This window comes from Saccharopolyspora halophila (genome assembly GCF_039531955.1).
In the GTDB taxonomy this organism is placed as follows: domain Bacteria; phylum Actinomycetota; class Actinomycetes; order Mycobacteriales; family Pseudonocardiaceae; genus Saccharopolyspora; species Saccharopolyspora halophila.
Window position 1 is genome coordinate 140,922 of the sequence record NZ_BAAARA010000024.1, and the last position, 17,583, is coordinate 158,504.

The window sequence follows — 17,583 nt, forward strand, 5'->3', positions numbered from 1 at the left end:
TACATGGGGGTACTGCTACCCGTTTGGAACGGTTGAAACAGGTTGCTCAGTGGAGCTAGGTCAGCTCACGGCCGCCGACACCTTTTTCCTGATCGAAGGCTTGTCGATCTTTCCCACCGGGTTCTTGGGCAAGGATTCGACGATCAAGATCTCGGCGGGAACTTTGAACTTGGATACCTTCCCGACCAGGTGGTCGCGGATGTCGTTCTCCCCCAGCGACGTCCCGCTGGCCAGGGAGATCAGCAGCACGGGCTCTTCACCGAGAACCGGGTGCGAGCGACCGACGACGGCCGCCTCGAACACCCCAGGCAACTGGTAGACGACGTCCTCGATCTCTTTGGGATAGATGTTCTCGCCGCCTCGGATCAGCATGTCCTTGGCACGATCGACCAAGGTCAGGTAGCCGTCCTCGTCGAGGTACCCGATATCACCCGTGCGCAGCCAGCCCTCTTCGGTGATTGTCGCGGCGGTCTCCTCGGGCTTGTTGAGGTATCCGCGCATCACGTTCTCGCCCTTGATGAGGACCTCGCCGGCCATACCGCGGTCGACGTCTCGCCCATCGCCGTTGACGATCCGAACCGACTGCCCTGGCAGTGGCGGTCCGACGGTGCCGGCTTTACGGACGTCGCGCAGCGGGTTGACCGTGCTTGCGCACGTGCCCTCGGACAAGCCATAGCCCTCGATGATCGGTACGCCGAACCGGTCCTGGAACTTGGCGAGCAGTTCGACGCTCGCGGGAGCAGCTCCGCACACCGCGAACTCCAGAGAGGACGTATCCGGAGAAACATCGCTGGGAAGGTCGGCAAGCATGGCGTAGATCGCTGGCACGCCGGAGAAGTACGTGGGACGAGCCCGTTCGACCCGGTCGAAGAACGATGTCGCGTCGAAACGCCCCGCGATGGTGGCACGGCCACCTGCCAGCAGCGGCGACAACGTGCTCACCACAATCCCGTTCACGTGGAACAACGGCAGGATCAGCAGGCTATGCGCGGCACTGTCCAGACCGAACCCCTCGATGAGCATCGAGCACATGGCATCAACGTTGCCGTGATCGAGCATGACGCCTTTGGGACGGCCCGTGGTGCCGCTCGTGTAGATCAGCAAGGCCAGGTCGGCCGAGCTCGACAACCATTCCGGGACTGCGACTGCCGTGCTCGTCGAGCGGGGCACGAGGTCAGTGATCGCAACGACGGAGTGAGGAACTTCCGCGAGTCGCTGCGGGAGAGTGACGACAACCTTCGCTGCGGAGTCGTGGAGCTGATGTTCGACCTCGTCCGCGGCCAAGGACGGATTGATCGGCGTTACGATCGCGCCTAGCCGCCATGCGGCGAACAAACCCACCACGAATGATGTGCTGTTCGGCAGCATGATTGCCACCACGTCACCCGCCAGAATTCCGCGGGAACGCAGGACACCCGAGGCAATCGCGACCGCGGACGCGAACTCGGCATTTGTCAGCTCCACGAAGTCGTCGGCGATTGCCGGACCGTTGGGATCTTGCTCGGCGCGCATTTCAGGCAAAGCCGGGAGGTTCATGAATACTTCCTGGTAACTTCGTCGTAACCGTGGCTTATCGACGATACGAAGACACCTGTGAGGCGCACCATGTCTCGCCATGATGAAGAATCGCGGCGGCTTCGTCTCCCCGAGACAAAAGCAGGACCAAGCGAGCGCCACCCCAGCGAGGAGCTGCGGGCTGACCTCGGCATAATTGCTGGTCAAGGCAGCGCAGGCCATATGGTTCAGTTGACACAGTGCGACATCCCCAGGCTAATGTTGTCGGATGGCGACAGGCATGGAGCAGAACGTGGTGGACCGGTGGGTCGCCACCGTCGCGGCCAACCTCAACAGCCGCCTCACGACGGAAACCCTGGCGATCAAGAGGGTTCTGGAGTCGAGGATCGACGAGCTCCGAGGCGATGCCCGGCTGCTCGAACTTCTCGGCGCGAGCATCGAAGGCAACGTCGACACCATCCTCCACACGCTTCAGCACGACATCGCCACGGAACGCTTGGAAGCTCCCGCTGCAGCCATGGAGTACGCGCGGCGCCTCGCCCAGCACGGAGTGCCAGCCAACGCACTCGTCAGGGCATATCGGCTCGGACAGCGAGCACTGCTCGACAGCATCTTGAAAGAGCTCGAAGGCACCGAACTCGACGCAAGCCTGCGCCTTTCGGTGGCGCATCGCATCTTCTCGGTGGTCTCCGATTACATCGACTGGATCTCACAACAGGTGGTCGATGCCTACGAGCACGAACGCGAACGGTGGCTCGCCAACCGCAGCAGCGTCCGCACGGTGCGCGTTCGCGAGCTCCTCAACGAACAAGACACGCAAACCGGAGCCGGTGAAGCCGATCTCGGGTACTCGATGGCCCAGCATCATCTCGCCTTGATCCTCTGGTTCCCCGACACCGGCAGCGAGCGAATCAATGACCTCGAACAAGCCACCCACGCGATCGCGGACTGCACCGGAGCTCAACGACCACCCCTCTTCGTCGCTTTCGACCGGGTTTCCGGATGGGCATGGATCCCAGTGGGCAAAGGATCCGTCATCGATCGCCCAGCGCTGCGCAAATGCGTGAGGGAGCGCTCCGACGGCCTCTCGATCTCGGTTGGCACTCCCGCTTACGGCCATGCCGGGTTCCGCGAAAGCCACCGTCGAGCCCAACTCGCGCATGACATCGCCATCCGCGCGGCACCCGACGAACGACGTGTCTCGTTCTACGACGAACCTGGCCTGCCGACAATCGCTCTTCTCAGCAACAACATCGACGAGACCAGGAACTGGATCACAGAAGTGCTTGGCCCCCTCGCTGAAAACACTGACAGCGCTGAACGGCTCCGCTGCACATTGCGGGAGTTTCTTTCGAGAGGGTCGAGCCACAAAGCCGCGGGTGACGTGCTGAATCTACATTACAACACGGTGAAGTACCGCGTGAAGAAAGCCGAACAAATGCGCGGACAACCCATCGCAACGGACCGCCTGGACGTCGAACTCGCTCTCCATGCTTGCCAATGGCTGGGTACATCAGTGCTCAACTGAGTCAACCGACAAATTCTGACCAACTTTCCACGGATCCATGGGAAGTTCGTTCTTGGGGTTTCGCCACTCCCCAATCGATTCCCGGAAAGAATCAGCACTCTAATCAACCGTTGAGGAACGGGCGGGCTCCCACCTCACCCCACGACGCGCCGCTCTCGCACTTCCTGGAGTTCGAGGACTCCCCGACTCGATGGTGGTCACATAGACCGGTCCCGGACTCGCCCTCAGCGGTCGATCGAGCATCCGCGGCGAGCGCGATGGGCCGTCGATCTCGGGGCGACCTCACCGCTGCCCTGGGTCAGCTGGTCGCAGATCAGCAACATCCTCGCGGCACCACCGAAATCGACCCGTCGGGTCTGACGTGGATGGCGGACGCCGGCGTTCCCCTACACGTCCTGCGGAAGGTTGCAGGCCACGGCAACATCGCCACCACCCAGCGTTACCCGCATCCCGACCACCAGTCGATCATCGAGGCGGGCAACGCGCTCTCCGCCTACTTGACCCGGGATGACAGCGCTGGTCCCCCCAAAGGGCCCCAGCAGCAATTCAACAGTTGCTGAACTTGGAGACGTGATCCAACTAAAAAGGCCCGATGACCTGCCGTTATCCGGCAAATCAACGGACCCTTTCGGCCGTCGGGACGGCGGGATTCGAACCCACGACCCCTTGACCCCCAGTCAAGTGCGAGGTCACCGGCATGCTCAAGCCCGTTTTCCCAGGTTGCTCCGCAGTCTAACCGGCGCAGTAAAAGGGTCCGCCGATACCGATCTTAGAGTGCCACGTTTCCGCAGGTCACACTCACTTTTCGTCGCACTGTATCCCGTATCCACAGGAACACGAAAACAACGAGGGTGGTCTCGGAAGCGGCGCGCAAGGTGACTTGACTTCAGGCTGCGAACCCGTCACTGGACCATTGCCACTGGGTCGACGAGCTTCGCGCAGGGCCCGAGACCAAGATCGACCTGTCCTCCGTCAAGGGCGACACAACAGCGAGCGCGACCACCCAGTGGTGTGTAAGCAGCCGACGAGAGTCGATGGCCCCGCAAGACGGCGATGTCCGTCGCGGTTGTCTCTGTGCCTCAGCAGCGAACGCCTGTCCCCCGAGCAACATACGCTCACGGACTTAACGAACCTAGATGAACCCTTGCTCAGCAAGTGGCCCACCGCGGACGGCGGTCGCATACCGACCCGATGCCGAACACTGGAACCTCTACCAACGTCCGATCTCAGCCGACAGGCTCCACCGCGAGCTCCGCATCGGCTCAACCCGAGCCCGCGCCCTCACCCGCCGAATCCGCATCCACGGCCAACCCGGAATAATGCTCGCGGCGGTCGAGTGAAGTTCCCGATGGGCCGGCGAGTCCACCATCCCCACAGAGTAATTCGGCGTTGGGTCGCTGCTGCGCCCAGATACCGTGTCAGGCACCACGTTCACATTCGGGGCTGCCCAGGGTTTGGTTGACACCTGATGTGTGAGGCTTCGGCCTTGCTTGGAAGGATGTCGTCGTGCCCAAGCCTTATCCGCAGGAGTTCCGTGATGACGTGGTCGCGGTGGCCCGTCGTCGTGAGGCGTCGTTGACGCAGGTGGCCGCTGATTTCGGGATCTCGATTGGTCTGAAGAACTGGATGCGTGCCGCCGAGGTGGCCGAGGGAGCTCGCGAGGGTGTGACTCGGGAGGAGTCGGCCGAGCTGCGGGAGCTGCGTAAACGCAACCGGTTGCTGGAGCAGGAGAACGAGGTCCTGCGCAAAGCCGCGGCCGATCTCGCGCAGGGCAGCCTGCCGGGAAAATAGTCTTCCCGCTCGTCCGTGACCTGGCCGCCGCCGACGCCCGCATCAGGGTGCCGGCGGCGGTGACGTGCAGGGTGCTGGGGATCTCCCGGCAGCCCTACTACCGGTGGGAATCCGACCCGGTTGTTTCTTGCTCGCCAAAGTGGCAACTAACAAACGATACGTACGTAGGCAATCCAACGTCGATCCCGCCGCGCTTGCGGCGGGATCGACCTCACCAGTACTTAGGCGGATTCGGTCCGTCAGCTGCCCATTCCCAGTCGGGCGCCGCCGGCGACGTCCAGGCTCAGTCCGGTCAGGTACCGGTTTGCCGGGTCGGTGAGGAAGGCGATGGTCGCCGCGACCTCGTCCGGCTCGGCGAACCGGCCCATCGGAATCTGGGCGGCCCGGGCTCGGCGGGCTCGTTGGTCCCCGTCGGGTTCTCCTTCGCCAGCGCGGGTGGCGAGCTGGTCCCAGATGGCGGTGTTGACCGGTCCGGGGCACACGCTGTTGACCGAGACGTTGTCGGGACCGAGTGTCAAGGCCAGTGACCAGCACACGTTCAGCACGGCGGCTTTGCTGGCGTTGTACGGCACGTACGCGTGACGGGCCTCCTTCGCGGCGACCGAGGCCACCGCGACGATGGAGCCCGATCGTTGGGCCTGCATGACCAGACCGACTTCCCGCAGCACGGAGAAGGACCCTGTGGCGTTGATCGCCATCACCCGGGCGAATTCGCTGCTGGGCGTGGTCAGCAAGTCCGGGATCTCGCCGAGAATTCCGGCGGCGTGGACCAAGACGTCGATTGCCCCGTAGTCCTCGCGGATTCCGGCAACGATGGCTTGCACGGCCTGTTCGTCGGTGATGTCGAGTTCGCGGAAGTCCGCGAGCCACGGTGGGCGCTTGTCGGGTGCGGTGCGGTCACACCCGATGACGACCGCGCCCGACGTGTGCAAGCGTTCGGCGGTGGCCGCGCCGATCCCTCCGCTGGAGCCGGTGACTAGCGCAATCCGAGACGCGGCTCTCATCGAGTCTCCTCCTCCGTCGACTTCGTCGTATCTGAGGCATCGGACGCCTCGGTCGAGTCAGCGGTGGGGTGCTTCGCGGAAGTGCCTGTCTCCGGCAGCGTCACGTACACGATGAGGCAGAGCAGGACGACGACCGTCATGTACACCGCCACGCCCATCGGACGCCCCGCTTCGACGAACGCACTGGCGATGAGCGGGGCCGTTCCACCGAGTGCCGCGATCACGACTTGGTGGGCAACACCGATACCGGACACTCGCAACGCTGCGGGGAACAGGTCTGCCTGGATCGTCGGGTAGATCGCCTGCCAGATCGCCAAGACCACCCAACCAGAGGCTGTCACGATCACATACACGCCGAAACCAGGCTGCTGCAACAACAACAGCAGCGGATAAAACAACATCACCATGCCCGCGGCGCCGATGATCGGGAAGGGCTTACGCCGACCGAGACGGTCAGACAGAGCTCCGCACGTCGGCACGATGATCACCAGCAGGCACAACCCGATGACGTTCCCGGTCAAGGTGGAATCCAGATCACGCCCGGTGGTCAACTGCGCATAGGTGGGCAAGAATGTCGCCCACGTGTAGTAGGCAACGGCAGGGGCCGACAGGGCCGCCGTTTGCAACAGCGCCTTGCGGTGATCACGAAATAGTTCTCGCAGTCGCGAACGAGCCGGCCGTCGATCGCCGCCGGAACCCTCGACAGCCGCTTCGAATTCAGGAGATTCGTCTGCTCGCGACCTCAGCAACAATCCCACCAGGCCGAGAACACCACCGATGGCGAACGGGATGCGCCAACCCCACGTCGCCAGGTCATCGCTGTCCAATGTCGAGGTGACAACGGCCGCCGCCCCGGTGGCGGCCAGCGTTGCCATGCCACTGGCCACGTTCGACAGCGAGCCGAACAGCCCGCGCCGGTTGGTTGAGCCGTTCTCCACCATGTAGGCGATGGCGCTCTGAATCTCACTGCCGGCCGAGATTCCCTGCAGGACACGGGCAAACAGGAACAACAGGGGTGCGGCGTAGCCGATGGCAGCGAACGGCGGCGTGAGCGCGATGATCAAACTGCCGGCTGCCATACCACCGATAGTGACGGCCAGGACGACACGACGGCCGAAACGGTCTGCCAGGGGCGAGATAATGATGCCGCTCATCGGCCGCACCACGAACCCGACCGCGTAGGTGATCAGGGCGGCGACCAGCGATGTGAGCGCGCTGCCGCCTGGAAAGATCTGGTCTGCGAATACGGCAGCCAGTAGGCCGTAAATGTACCAGTCGTACCATTCGACGAAGTGGCCGATTGTGCCCGCTAACACGTTGAACGGCCTTCGGCGAGGTGTGCCGCCGCCCGGTTGGCTGGTGGTCGACTGGGGCTGCTGCGAGGTCATTCTTCGTGCGTTCGCCATTGAGCGCGCTCCTCGGTTAGATGAGGGATAGGTCTGCAAACGGTCGGCGGTCGGTGCGGGACGGACCGCGGCGAGATCTGACTACGATGTCGACGGTTTCTGAACCCATGTCCGAAGGCCGACCTCCTAGCGTCGACCGCTGCGACGAGGAAGTAGGGCAAGACTCCTGGAGTTCAGCGAGTCGCATGACTGGACCACGTCCGGCCTTCCTGTTCTTCCGTGGGAAGCCCGGCGGCCTGCAGGATGCGGTCGAGCAGCGCCTGCGTGCGCGCGGCCTCGCGTCCCGAGGTCAGCGGTGCAGCACGGTCACGCACCCGGTCGAGGAAGTGGTGGACGGCGGCGGCGAATCCGAAGGTGTTCGTGGCCGTGGCCCAGCCGAATGCCTCCGGGCTCATCGAGCGCCGGGTGCTGACGCCGTCCTTGGTCAGTGTGACCGTGTCCGGCGCCACCACCTCGGCGGTGCGCTCCGCGCCGTAGGCATCGAGCTTCTCCGCCCACGAACCCGCGTTCCGAGCCGCCATCAGGACACCCGTGCCGCCACCGGCGAACCGCACCAGGGCGGACACGCCGTCCTCCTGCCAGGGGTCGTCACCGGCGGCGTGGGCGGAGACGTCGACCGGTTCGCCCGGGCAGAACCAGCGCAGGAGATCGACCATGTGGATGGCGTTCTCGAAGGTCGCGCGGTATTCGCTGCCTCGACGGTTCTTCTGCGCCACGCAGAAGGAGGCGCCGGTGTCCCCGAACTGTTCGCGGGCGGCGACGTAGGTCGGCGCGAACCGGCGGTTGAGCCCGACCATCAGCACGCGCTCGCGCTCCTCGGCGAGGTCGGCGAGGCGTTCCGCCTCCTTGGTCTCGGTGGCGAGGGGTTTCTCGCAGAAGACGTCGACATCGGCCTCCAACGCGCGGCTGACGCCGTGCACGTGCTCCGACCTCGGAGTCAGGACGAAAAGCGCGTCCAAGTCGCGTTCGAGCGCTTGCTCCACTGTGGGTAGCGCTGTGGTGAATCCCCATCGGCGGACCAGTTCGGACGGATCCTCGCGCCGGGAAACCAGGGCATCGAGCACGACGTCGTCTCGCTCCACCAGGGTGGGCAACTGCGCGATGTGGGCGATGTTGCCGGCACCGACCACGCCGACGCGTAAGGGCGTCCGACTCATCGCGGTTCCTCCACTCCTACGAGTCCGGCCGCCTCGTCGACGAGCGAACGCAGCGCGCGTGCCGACCGGGCGAATCCCTCCGCTGGACCTGGGAGGTCCTGGGGGTGCCAGCGGTACTCGTACTCGAGGCTCAGGACGTCGTCGTAGCCCCGCTGCTTGACAGCTTGCAGGATGTGCACCCAGGGCAGAATGCCCTCACCCACGACGCGGGAGCGCACCGCGCGCTCGTCGGCCTTCACCCGGGCGGTCTCGGAAGCGACGAACGGCGCGTTCGGGTCGGTGAAGACGAGGTCCTTGACGTGGACGTGCCCGATCAGGTCGCCCTGCTCTCGCAGCGCCTCGGGCCAGGCTTCGTCGTGGGTGAAGGTGAGGTTGGCCTGGTCGTAGAGCACCCGGACCGCGGGCGAGTTCACTTCACGCACCAGCCGGGCTGTCTCCCGGGCCGATTGCGTCATAGTTCCGAAGTGGTTCTCCACGCACAAGGCCACTCCGGCATCGGCTGCACGAGGCGCCAGTTCCAGCAGCGCCGAGCGCAGGCGCTCCCAATGCCCGGCGTGATCACTCCGATCGGGCGACCAGGAGCCTGCGTACGCCCGGATCCGGGTCGCGCCCACTCGATGAGCGCAGTCCACCGCAGCTCGCAGCTCATCGATCGCGGCGCGGCGTTGCGCTGGGTCCGCGTGGTTGATCCCGGTGGTGTAGGGAGCCAGTCCCACCACCGGTACGCCGAGATCGTCCGCCACCCGCGCTACCTCGGCCGCGGCGTCGTCGTCCCCGATCGGCAGTCCACTGCGGTAGCCGTCTTGATAGATGACCTCCGCACCGTCCAAGCCCGCTGTGGCGAAGAGTGCGAGTGCCTCGGGCACGGATTGCTCAGGTGTGCCCAGGGTATGGCCAGCAATGCGCACTACAAGTCCTTTCCAGTCAGAGAGGGGGATGTCCAGTCGGCGGGCCCCACCAAAGGCGGCGGGTTCTGCACGCGGGAGCGGTCGACCAACTCGAGGAGCAGACCCCACGGGGCCTGCAGGTAGGTCCACCGGTTGCCGGCGACGACAGGGCTGTCCGGACCGACTTCCTTGGTGCCGCCCAGAACTCGAGCACCGTGCGCCTCGAGATGCGTGATGGCTTCGTCCACGTCCTCCACCGCGAAACACAGGTGGTGGCCGCCGAAATCGCAGTGTCGCGGGAATTCCCGCCGTTGATCCTCGCTGTGCCACTGGAACAGCTCCACGTTGAGGTTCGGTGGCATGCGCAACATGACCAGTTCCAGACGAGCATCGGCTGGAACCGCGAAGTGCTCGGTCATGAAGTCGGCATCAGGTCCTCGCGCCGAACGGTAGAGCTCCTCCGCCCCCAGGGCCTCAGTGAAGAAGGCGACCGCCTCAGCGAGGTCGGGCACCGTGAACCCGAGGTGGTCGACGTACCGGAAACCAGCGGGAAGGCTCATCGAGGCACCTCCGCGGTCGATGCGCGGATCAGCAGATCCGGTGCGAGAACGACATGTTGCGCTTCCCCGTCGTTGAGGAGCTGTTCGGCCAGGTCGATCGCGATGGCCCCCATGTCGGCGATGGGCTGGCGCACCGTGGTCAATCGCGGGTTGGACCGGGAGCCGAGTTCCAGGCCATCGAAGCCCATCACCGACACCTCGTCCGGGATCGATACGCCTCGTGCTCCCAGGGAGGAGATGAGCGCGAACGCGACCATGTCGTTGGCCGCGATCACCGCCGTCGGACGCTCCTCGTACGCCGTGTTCACGAAGAGCTCAGCGGCCCGCTCCCCCGCCTCAGAACCGGCGCCCGCGTCCAGGATCATCGCCGGTATCTCCAGCTTCGCGGCCAGCCCCTCGTAGGCAGCCAGTCTGTCCCTGGACGTGTAGGTCCCGGAGATGCCGGAGACGTAGGCGATGCGCCGGTGGCCCAAGCCGCGCAGGTGGTCCACGGCGAGAGCGATTCCTTCCGCGCTGTCGACCGTCACGGTCGGCACCTGGGCTTTGTCGACGCGGTCGACGACAACGACTCTGCTGCCGAGCGCGACGCTTCGCAGCTCGTCCAGGTCCACACTGGTCGACGGTGCGACGATCCCGAAAGGCGCGTACATCCCTTGCAGCGCCGTCAGATACGCGTTCGTCTGCGCCACCTCGCCGCCGGTCACGCACAAGACCAACTGGTAGCCCTTCTCGGCCGCCGCTGTCGCCATGGTCTTGGCCAGCTCGCCGTAGAAGGGATTGGTGATGTCCGGGACGATCAGCGGGACCAAGTTGCTCGTCTTGCGGCGCAGCGCTTGGGCCAAGGGACTCACCTGGTAACCCAGGCTCTCAGCGACCTCCAGGATGCGTTGCCTGGTCGTCGGGTTCACGGCTTCCGGCCGAGAGAACGCGCGCGAAACAGTGGAACGATGGACACCCGCGCGCGCGGCGACGTCGTCAATGCTCATCTCAGCCAAGGCTGACCTCCTCGGACGGCACGGAGGACCGCCGATAAGCGGCCCAGATGAGATCCATTGTGTCGCCGAGGTCGGCCAAGCTCGGCAGTCCGGCGAAACCGTCTTCCCAGGTGTCGGCCACTCGTCGGACGAACGAGTCGTACAGCGGGTCGCTGTCCACGTCGATTACGCTCGGCTCGCTGACACCGTCGGAGGCGCGTGTGAAGGAGACGTGACCTGAGGTGGCTACCTCGACGAATCCTCCGCTGCCGACGCTGGTGTAGGAGCAGTACCGCTTGGCGGGGCTCGCCGGGAAGGCGTAGCCGACCTCGATGATCGCCTCGCTGCCGTCGTCACCTGCCAGCAGCAGGGTGGCGTGGTCCTCGACGTCGGCGCCGTGGAGGCTCGCCGAACGGCGCGCCTCCACGAGCTCGACGTGCCGGGCGCCACTGCGCTTGAGGAAGAGATCGACGAAGTGCGGCGCGAGGTTGACCAGGCACCCACCACCAGACCGGCCGGGCTGGAGCATCCACGAACAGCCCGCCTCCCGATAACGCTCAGGCGGGCCGGCCACGAAGCTCGCGCGGTAGTACGTCGGGGTGCCGGCCAGAGACAAGGCGTGATCCACCGGGCCGCCAAGTTGAACGAGCGGAACGGTCGCCGCGACACCTGCTGAGGCCGCCGCCTCCCGGACCCGCTTCAGACCGTCAGAGCCCAGACCGCCCGGCTTCTCGACCACGAACGCAACGCCGCGCTCGATCAACGCCATGCACGTGTCGACCATGCGGTCGTGCGGACCGAAAACGTACGCCACATCCAGCGGTCCGGCGTCCAGAGCGGCCTCGACTTCCCCGGACACGGGTGCGTCGAGGCCTCGGGCGAGGTCCATGATCTGGTCCGGCTCCTCGTCCTGGACCGCCACGACGTCGTGCGTGTCGCCCCAGGCGTCGAGGTACAGGGGCACGTGCCAGTGACGAGCACCCAGAACTGCTGTTCGCGGACGTCTCACCGCGCGCCTCCCCACTTCGATGTGGATCGATTACTGCTGCTCATCGTACTGAGATCGGTTGCTGCAATCGGTTGCTGCAATCGGTTGCATTACGAAAGCAGAAGGCCCTAAGGTCTGTCAACACCGACCACAACCCAGCGAGGTGACTCGATGCGCAAGATGCGCACCCTGACCGCCGTGCACGACACCGGCACCGTGCTGATCGTGCGTCTCCCCACTGCCGAGGAGTCCTACGAGGTGGCACGCGAGGCCATCGCAGGCGGGATACGAGCGGTCGAAGTAACGCTCACGACGCCGGGCGCCCTGGACGTGATTCGCCGGCTGAGCTCGGAGCACCCGGAGGCCGAAGTCGGCGCCGGCAGCGTGCTCGACGCCACCTCGGCCTACGCCAGCATCCAGGCAGGCGCGCGCTTCCTGGTCAGCCCCCACCTCGACCACGGAATGCTCGAGACCGCCGGCCGCCACCAGGTCGTCAGCATCTGCGGAGCGGCAACACCCACCGAGATCGTCCAAGCAGCCACCTCGGGGGCCGATCTGGTCAAGCTGTTCCCCTCGTCGGTGCTCAACCGCGACTACGCCCGCGCCGTGCTCGAACCACTCGGCCACATCCCCCTGATCCCGGCCGGTGGTGTCTCGCCGGACAACGTTGCCGACTGGTTCGATGCCGGAGTCGCAGCGGTCGGCGTCGGAAGCTTCATCACCAAGGCCGCACGGCGAGAGAACAACGAGCAATACCCGGTGCGCACGGCGGCCCGGTCATTTCTCGAGGCGGTGGCCGATGCCCGCGCCTGAACCACCGCGCACGATTCCCGAGCCGCCACCTGCTTTCGTCACGATCGGACCCGCAGGTTCCGGAAAGTCCCATGTAGCCCGGGAACTCGCGCACAAGCTCCGCGCGGTCTACCTCGACAAGGACTCGATAGCCGGCGAGATCGTCGACGCAGCACTCGAACTCGCCGGCCGACGAGCCGGAGGGCGCGAAGACGACCCGACCTACGTCGCACAGCTCATGCCAGCCGAGTACGCAGCCCTGTTCGCGACCGCGGCGGACAACCTTCGGCTAGGACTCCCGGTCGTCCTCGACGCCCCATTCGCGGCCTACCTCGGCGACCCGGATTTCTTGACCACCTCCGCAGAACGAGCCTCCTGGCCCGAAGGAACACCCGTCGTCGTAGTCGAAGTGCGGACCTCCGCCGAGACCGTCCGAACTCGCCTCACGGGACGAGCTCTGCCACGCGACAAGGCAAAGCTCGCCGCCTGGCCCGAATTCTGGCAACGACTGGGAGCTCAACACTGCGCCTGGTCCGGTGCTCAACGCGTCGTCGTCGACAACGACGACGAACCCGACCTCGACGCCGTCGTGGGGCTCATGGACGGCGTCGTCGCGTGAGGACGCCACCGAAGCCGGTACGGGGTGCGATACCGAGGTGATTGCCCAGTTCATCTTCATGAGCGAGGACCCGCTGCCGTAGGTGGCCTCGACGACACCTTCCCGACCAGCGCTCTGCGCGAACAGCGCGGCGTGCGAGTCTCCAGCCACCGCCACCAGCGGGGTGCCGTCCGGGATGCCCGGCAGTCCCGTCACCCGGCCGCACTCGCCGGTGAGGGGACGATCTCGAACAGGCAGGCAGCGGGGATGCCGAACACGCCGAGCAGGTCCTGGCTCCAGTTGCCGGTGCGGATGTCGACCAGCTCCGTGCGCGAGGCGTTACCGATCTCGCAGCGATCCTGGCCGGTCATCCACTTGATCAACTAGCCGTCGACGGAACCGAGCCGGACCCGGCCGGCCTCGGCGTGCTCGCGCAACTGGTCGTCGTGATCGAGCAGCCACTCGGCCTTCGTCGCCGAGAACATCGGATCGACCGGCAGGCCGGTGATCGCGTCGTGATGTCGCTCGGGTGGTCCGCGAGCAGCTTGGCGCACCGGTTCGCGGTGCGCCGGTCCTGCCAGCTGGTCAGCGGACTCGTGGCGCACCCGGATTCGGCGTCCCACGCCAGCACGGACTCGTGCTGGGTGCTCAGCGCGATGCCGACCACCCGTTCCTGGCGGCGCGTGGTGAGCTCGGCGAACGCACCGCACACGGAGTTCCACAACCGCTCCGGCGTTTGCTCGACCATCCCGGTGTCGGGCACGTACTGGTCGAGCGGGTCCCCAGCAGCAATTCAACAGTTGCTGAACTTGGAGACGTGATCCAACTAAAAAAGGCCCGATGACCTGCCGTTATCCGGCAAATCAACGGACCCTTTCGGCCGTCGGGACGGCGGGATTCGAACCCACGACCCCTTGACCCCCAGTCAAGTGCGCTACCAAGCTGCGCCACGTCCCGGCCCGCCCTCTTGGGGCGTTGTGTGAATAGCTTACAACACCTGGCCCGTGCTGATCACACCCCCCTACGGCCGGTCGTTTCCGCAGGTCGCACCGCGCTGCGAGGCGGATCGGCAGCACCACCTTCGATCACTCGCTCTCCTGGCCGGAGGCCTTGCCGGCGCCGTGCAACGCGACGCCGTCGAGGGTGATCGCCATCGCGCCGCACTCGCACCGCCAGTAGGCAACATCGCCCTCCGAAGTGCGGTGCCGGGAGAGCAACGCCCACGCGCCGGGAGCTCGCCGGCACCCGCCCGACCGACCCTCGCTCGGCGCCGGGACACGGCTTTCCTCTCGTTCCGCGAAACGTGCCATGCCCGAACACTCCGGTAATGAGCCTGTTCACTTCAACCATTACATCCGAGTCCGGCACCGGCCGAGTGCTGTAATGGACACATGCAGTTCGACCATTACGGCGGGCAGGCCGCTCGGTTGGCGGCGGATCTCGTCAACACGCCCGCCGAGCACTTCACGCCCGGTCGGCTCGCTCCCGTGCTCTCCGCTCACGGGGTCGTCGAGCGAACGCTCAGCGATCTTCAGGCGGAGTCGCTGCTGGCTTGGAGCCGACAGCTGGAGGAGTGCTTCGGCACCCAAGACGCCGAACAGCGCTGCCAACGGGTCAACGCCTTGCTGCGGCGGTCGGCGAGCACTCCGCGCATCGCGTTGCACGACGGCAACCCACACCTCCACTACGACAGCGCCGAGGCCGACGCGGCAGCTCACGTTCGCGCCATGACGGCCGCAGGACTCGCCTACATCGTCTGCTCCGCGGGGCCGAACCGGCTCGGTCGCTGCCTTCGAGCTGCCTGTTCGGTCGCGTTCGTCGACACTTCGCGCAACGGCCGTCGCGCCTACTGCTCGGCGCGCTGCGCCAACAACGCCGCGGTGGGCCGTCACCGCGAGAGAGGCAACGATCGCGGCCGGACGGGAAGTAGCCAGCTGTAAGTCGCAGCCGGTGCCCCTCACGTGGGCCAACGCCGGTCACGGCGCGTCGTCCCCGACCCGAACGGGGGTGTTGACGCTCTCGGAGCGCCACGCGCACCATTGCGTCATCAGCAATCGGGTGCGTAATGAGCAACAGCGGATCTCGCGCGCGGCGCTGACGTCGGGCTGCTGGGTGTGCTGATCGTCTTGCGAGGCTCACCCGCAACTCGTTACGTCCGGGTCGGGCGCAGGTCCCGCGAGACACTGGAGGGGCCGATGAGGATCCTGGTCGCCGACGCCTTTCCCGAGCAGCACCGGAACCGGCTCGCCGAGGCGCACGACTGCGCCTACGAGCCGGACACCACCGCGGAGCAGCTGCCCGCCCGGCTGGGCGGGTGCGAGGTGCTGGTCGTGCGCAGCACGCGCGTCACCGCCGAGGCCCTGGAGAACGCCGATGCCCTGCGCCTGGTGATCCGGGCGGGATCGGGCACCAACACCATCGACTGCGATGCCGCCTCCCGGCTGGGAATCCGGGTCGCCAACGTGCCCGGGCGCAACGCGATCGCGGTCGCCGAGCTGGCCTTCGCGCTGTTGCTGTCGCTGGATCGCAACGTTCCGGACAACGTGGCCGATCTGCGGGCCGGGCGATGGGACAAGAAGCGCTACTCCAAGGCCCGCGGGATCTTCGGACGCGACGTCGGCGTCATCGGCCTGGGCCAGATCGGCCTCGCGTTCGCCGAACGGGCCGCGGCCTTCGGCACGCGCGTGCACGCGGTGGCCAAGCCCGGGCGCGATAGCGAAACCCAGGAGCGCGCCCGCGCCATCGGGATCACCTTCGTCGACGACCTTCCCGAGCTCGCGCGCACGTGCGACGTGCTGTCGGTGCACCTGCCCGCCACCGACAGCACCCGGCACCTCGTCGACCGGGAACTGCTGGCTCAGGTACGTCCCGGCACGATCATCCTCAACACCGCGCGCGGCGACCTGATCGACGAGGACGCGCTGATCGAGGCGATGGACGCCAAGGGCGTGCGAGCCGGCCTCGACGTCTACGCCGACGAACCGAGCACCGGCACCATCGACTCGCGGCTCGCCGCGCACCCCAACGTCTACGGCACCCACCACATCGGGGCGTCGACCGAGCAGGCGCAGGAAGCGGTTGCCTGCGAGGTCGTGCGCATGGTCGAGGAGTTCGCCTCCGGCACCGTGCTGCACTGCGTCAACCCGGAGGCGGCTCGCGAGCCGTCCCTGTCGGCGAGCGAAGCGTCATGAGCGCCCCGCGCACCGAGGCGGCTCCGGCCGCAGGAGTCACCGCGCGGCTGCCGCGCGGTCTGGTGCTGGACCGCAGGCGCGGCGAGAACCCGGGCGACGCGTCGCGGATCCGGGAGGCCTTCGACTCCGGCCGGTACCCGCGTCTGCCCGAACCGGCGGTCGTGATCTACCGCATCGCGGACGGAACGCACGCGCAGACCGGTGTCGTGCTGGAGGTTTCCGTCGCGGACTACCGGGCGGGGCGGATCCGGCGGCACGAGGCCACGCAGCCCGAGCGGGAGCGGCTGCTCGACGAGTTCACCGAGCTCGCCGGGATCGAGCAGATGCCCGTGACGCTCGCCCACTCCCCCAGCCACGCGTTGCGCGCCGCGACCGAGCGGGTCACCTCGACCGAACCGGACGTGGACCTCACGACCGGGGACGGGACCCGGCACACCGCGTGGATCCGGCGTCACCCGGATCTCGCGCGGACCATCGAGCTGGGCGTCGGTGGGATCGACGCGCTCTACATCGCCGATGGCCACCACCGGCTGACCGCGGCCGAGCGCTACGCGGCCAGGCGCCACCACCTCGGTGCCGATCACCCGGCCGCGTTCACGCTCGCCGCGCTGTTCCCCAGCGACGAGATGCAGGTCTTCGGGTACCACCGCTGCCTGCCCGTGCCCGGCGAATCCGCCGCGGCCGAGGTGCTCGAGAAGCTGCGGTCGCTGCCTGCGACCGCCTCGTGGGAGAAGTGCCCGGCGGCGACACCCGAACCGGGTGTGGTCGTGGTGAGCTTCGGCGGCGAACACTACCGGCTGGGTCTGCGCTCCCCGCACGCGGACGGTCGCGTGCGCACCTCGCTGGACGTGGTGACGCTCGACGAGGAAGTGCTGCCGGAACTCGGGATCACACCGATCTCCTGCGGCAACGGCGGACCGGAGAACTGCAGGCACGCCGCCGGCGAGGCGGTGCTGTTCGCGGCGCGCCCACCGAGCATCGAGCAGATCATGGCGGTCGCGGACGACGGGCTCGTGATGCCGCCGAAGTCGACGTGGTTCGCGCCGAAGCCCGCACCGGGCCTGTTCCTGCGCGATCTGACCGCGCACCCGGGCTGAACGCGGCGGGGCACGCCTGCGCGTCGCAGACGTGCCCCTCATGCCTCGCGAAGGGAGAACCGCCGGTTTCGCCGATCAGCCCGGCCTGGCTCCCA

The 17,583-nt window shown here is 66.5% G+C and carries 18 protein-coding genes and 1 tRNA gene; 7 read left to right on the forward strand and 12 right to left on the reverse strand.

Going from position 1 to position 17,583, the window contains the following annotated elements; all coding sequences use genetic code 11:
* Nucleotides 1-60: 60 nt before the first annotated feature.
* Complete coding sequence (locus tag ABD289_RS24515) at nt 61-1,536, reverse strand: class I adenylate-forming enzyme family protein (RefSeq protein WP_344137750.1); 1,476 nt, start codon at nt 1,534-1,536, stop codon at nt 61-63.
* 247 nt (nt 1,537-1,783) lie between these two features.
* Between ABD289_RS24515 and ABD289_RS24520 the strand changes: the two genes are divergently transcribed.
* Both ABD289_RS24520 and ABD289_RS24525 read left to right on the forward strand, forming a co-directional pair.
* A complete protein-coding gene (locus ABD289_RS24520; protein ID WP_344137753.1) occupies nt 1,784-3,043 on the forward strand; it encodes a PucR family transcriptional regulator in 1,260 nt (419 codons plus the stop codon).
* A gap of 1,506 nt (nt 3,044-4,549) precedes the next feature.
* On the forward strand, nt 4,550-4,834 hold the full coding sequence (locus ABD289_RS24525) for a hypothetical protein (protein ID WP_344137756.1): 285 nt from the start codon (nt 4,550-4,552) through the stop codon (nt 4,832-4,834).
* Nucleotides 4,835-5,073: 239 nt separating this feature from the next.
* Here the strand turns inward: ABD289_RS24525 and ABD289_RS24530 are convergent, their stop codons facing one another.
* The 7 genes from ABD289_RS24530 to ABD289_RS24560 form a co-directional block, all read right to left on the reverse strand.
* On the reverse strand, nt 5,074-5,838 hold the full coding sequence (locus tag ABD289_RS24530; RefSeq protein ID WP_344137759.1) for an SDR family NAD(P)-dependent oxidoreductase: 765 nt from the start codon (nt 5,836-5,838) through the stop codon (nt 5,074-5,076).
* Entirely contained in the window at nt 5,835-7,244 is a 1,410-nt protein-coding gene (locus ABD289_RS24535) for an MFS transporter (protein ID WP_344137761.1), read from the reverse strand. The genes ABD289_RS24530 and ABD289_RS24535 overlap by 4 nt, the downstream gene beginning before the upstream one ends.
* 173 nt (nt 7,245-7,417) lie before the next feature.
* Nucleotides 7,418-8,401 (reverse strand): Gfo/Idh/MocA family protein, encoded by a 984-nt coding sequence (locus ABD289_RS24540; protein WP_344137764.1) that lies wholly within the window; start codon nt 8,399-8,401, stop codon nt 7,418-7,420.
* A complete protein-coding gene (locus tag ABD289_RS24545) occupies nt 8,398-9,267 on the reverse strand; it encodes a sugar phosphate isomerase/epimerase family protein (protein ID WP_344137767.1) in 870 nt (289 codons plus the stop codon). Before ABD289_RS24545 ends, ABD289_RS24540 begins: the two co-directional genes overlap by 4 nt.
* 41 nt (nt 9,268-9,308) lie before the next feature.
* Nucleotides 9,309-9,848 (reverse strand): VOC family protein, encoded by a 540-nt coding sequence (locus ABD289_RS24550; protein WP_344137770.1) that lies wholly within the window; start codon nt 9,846-9,848, stop codon nt 9,309-9,311.
* A complete protein-coding gene (locus tag ABD289_RS24555; RefSeq protein ID WP_344137864.1) occupies nt 9,845-10,834 on the reverse strand; it encodes a LacI family DNA-binding transcriptional regulator in 990 nt (329 codons plus the stop codon). The genes ABD289_RS24550 and ABD289_RS24555 overlap by 4 nt, the downstream gene beginning before the upstream one ends.
* Nucleotide 10,835: 1 nt before the next feature.
* Nucleotides 10,836-11,846 carry a Gfo/Idh/MocA family protein gene (locus ABD289_RS24560; protein ID WP_344137774.1) on the reverse strand — a complete coding sequence of 337 codons (1,011 nt, stop codon included), beginning with the start codon at nt 11,844-11,846 and terminating at the stop codon, nt 10,836-10,838.
* 135 nt (nt 11,847-11,981) lie between these two features.
* Here ABD289_RS24560 and ABD289_RS24565 point away from each other — a divergent pair, with 135 nt between their 5' ends.
* Nucleotides 11,982-12,623, forward strand: coding sequence for a bifunctional 4-hydroxy-2-oxoglutarate aldolase/2-dehydro-3-deoxy-phosphogluconate aldolase (locus ABD289_RS24565; RefSeq protein ID WP_344137777.1), 642 nt, complete (start codon nt 11,982-11,984; stop codon nt 12,621-12,623).
* Nucleotides 12,610-13,221 (forward strand): P-loop nucleotide/nucleoside kinase family protein, encoded by a 612-nt coding sequence (locus ABD289_RS25435; RefSeq protein WP_425564772.1) that lies wholly within the window; start codon nt 12,610-12,612, stop codon nt 13,219-13,221. The genes ABD289_RS24565 and ABD289_RS25435 overlap by 14 nt, the downstream gene beginning before the upstream one ends.
* 191 nt (nt 13,222-13,412) lie before the next feature.
* On the opposite strand, the gene ABD289_RS24575 is transcribed toward ABD289_RS25435, so the two are convergent.
* From ABD289_RS24575 to ABD289_RS24590, 4 genes are all read right to left on the reverse strand, one after another.
* Nucleotides 13,413-13,571: an FGGY family carbohydrate kinase gene (locus ABD289_RS24575; protein WP_344137783.1), complete on the reverse strand. Its 159-nt coding sequence runs from the start codon at nt 13,569-13,571 to the stop codon at nt 13,413-13,415.
* Nucleotides 13,572-13,579: 8 nt separating this feature from the next.
* Nucleotides 13,580-13,948: an FGGY family carbohydrate kinase gene (locus ABD289_RS24580; RefSeq protein ID WP_425564775.1), complete on the reverse strand. Its 369-nt coding sequence runs from the start codon at nt 13,946-13,948 to the stop codon at nt 13,580-13,582.
* A 135-nt stretch (nt 13,949-14,083) separates the two neighbouring features.
* Nucleotides 14,084-14,157, reverse strand: a tRNA-Pro gene (locus ABD289_RS24585).
* A 128-nt stretch (nt 14,158-14,285) separates the two neighbouring features.
* The gene (locus tag ABD289_RS24590; RefSeq protein ID WP_344137789.1) at nt 14,286-14,510 is read right to left on the reverse strand and encodes a hypothetical protein; all 225 of its coding nucleotides are present in this window, start codon (nt 14,508-14,510) and stop codon (nt 14,286-14,288) included.
* A gap of 81 nt (nt 14,511-14,591) precedes the next feature.
* Here ABD289_RS24590 and ABD289_RS24595 point away from each other — a divergent pair, with 81 nt between their 5' ends.
* The 3 genes from ABD289_RS24595 (at nt 14,592) to ABD289_RS24605 (ending at nt 17,488) form a co-directional block, all read left to right on the forward strand.
* Nucleotides 14,592-15,140 (forward strand): CGNR zinc finger domain-containing protein, encoded by a 549-nt coding sequence (locus ABD289_RS24595; RefSeq protein WP_344137792.1) that lies wholly within the window; start codon nt 14,592-14,594, stop codon nt 15,138-15,140.
* A gap of 255 nt (nt 15,141-15,395) precedes the next feature.
* Complete coding sequence (locus tag ABD289_RS24600; protein ID WP_344137795.1) at nt 15,396-16,391, forward strand: NAD(P)-dependent oxidoreductase; 996 nt, start codon at nt 15,396-15,398, stop codon at nt 16,389-16,391.
* The gene (locus tag ABD289_RS24605) at nt 16,388-17,488 is read left to right on the forward strand and encodes a DUF1015 family protein (RefSeq protein ID WP_344137798.1); all 1,101 of its coding nucleotides are present in this window, start codon (nt 16,388-16,390) and stop codon (nt 17,486-17,488) included. The genes ABD289_RS24600 and ABD289_RS24605 overlap by 4 nt, the downstream gene beginning before the upstream one ends.
* The last annotated feature ends 95 nt before the right edge of the window (nt 17,489-17,583 follow it).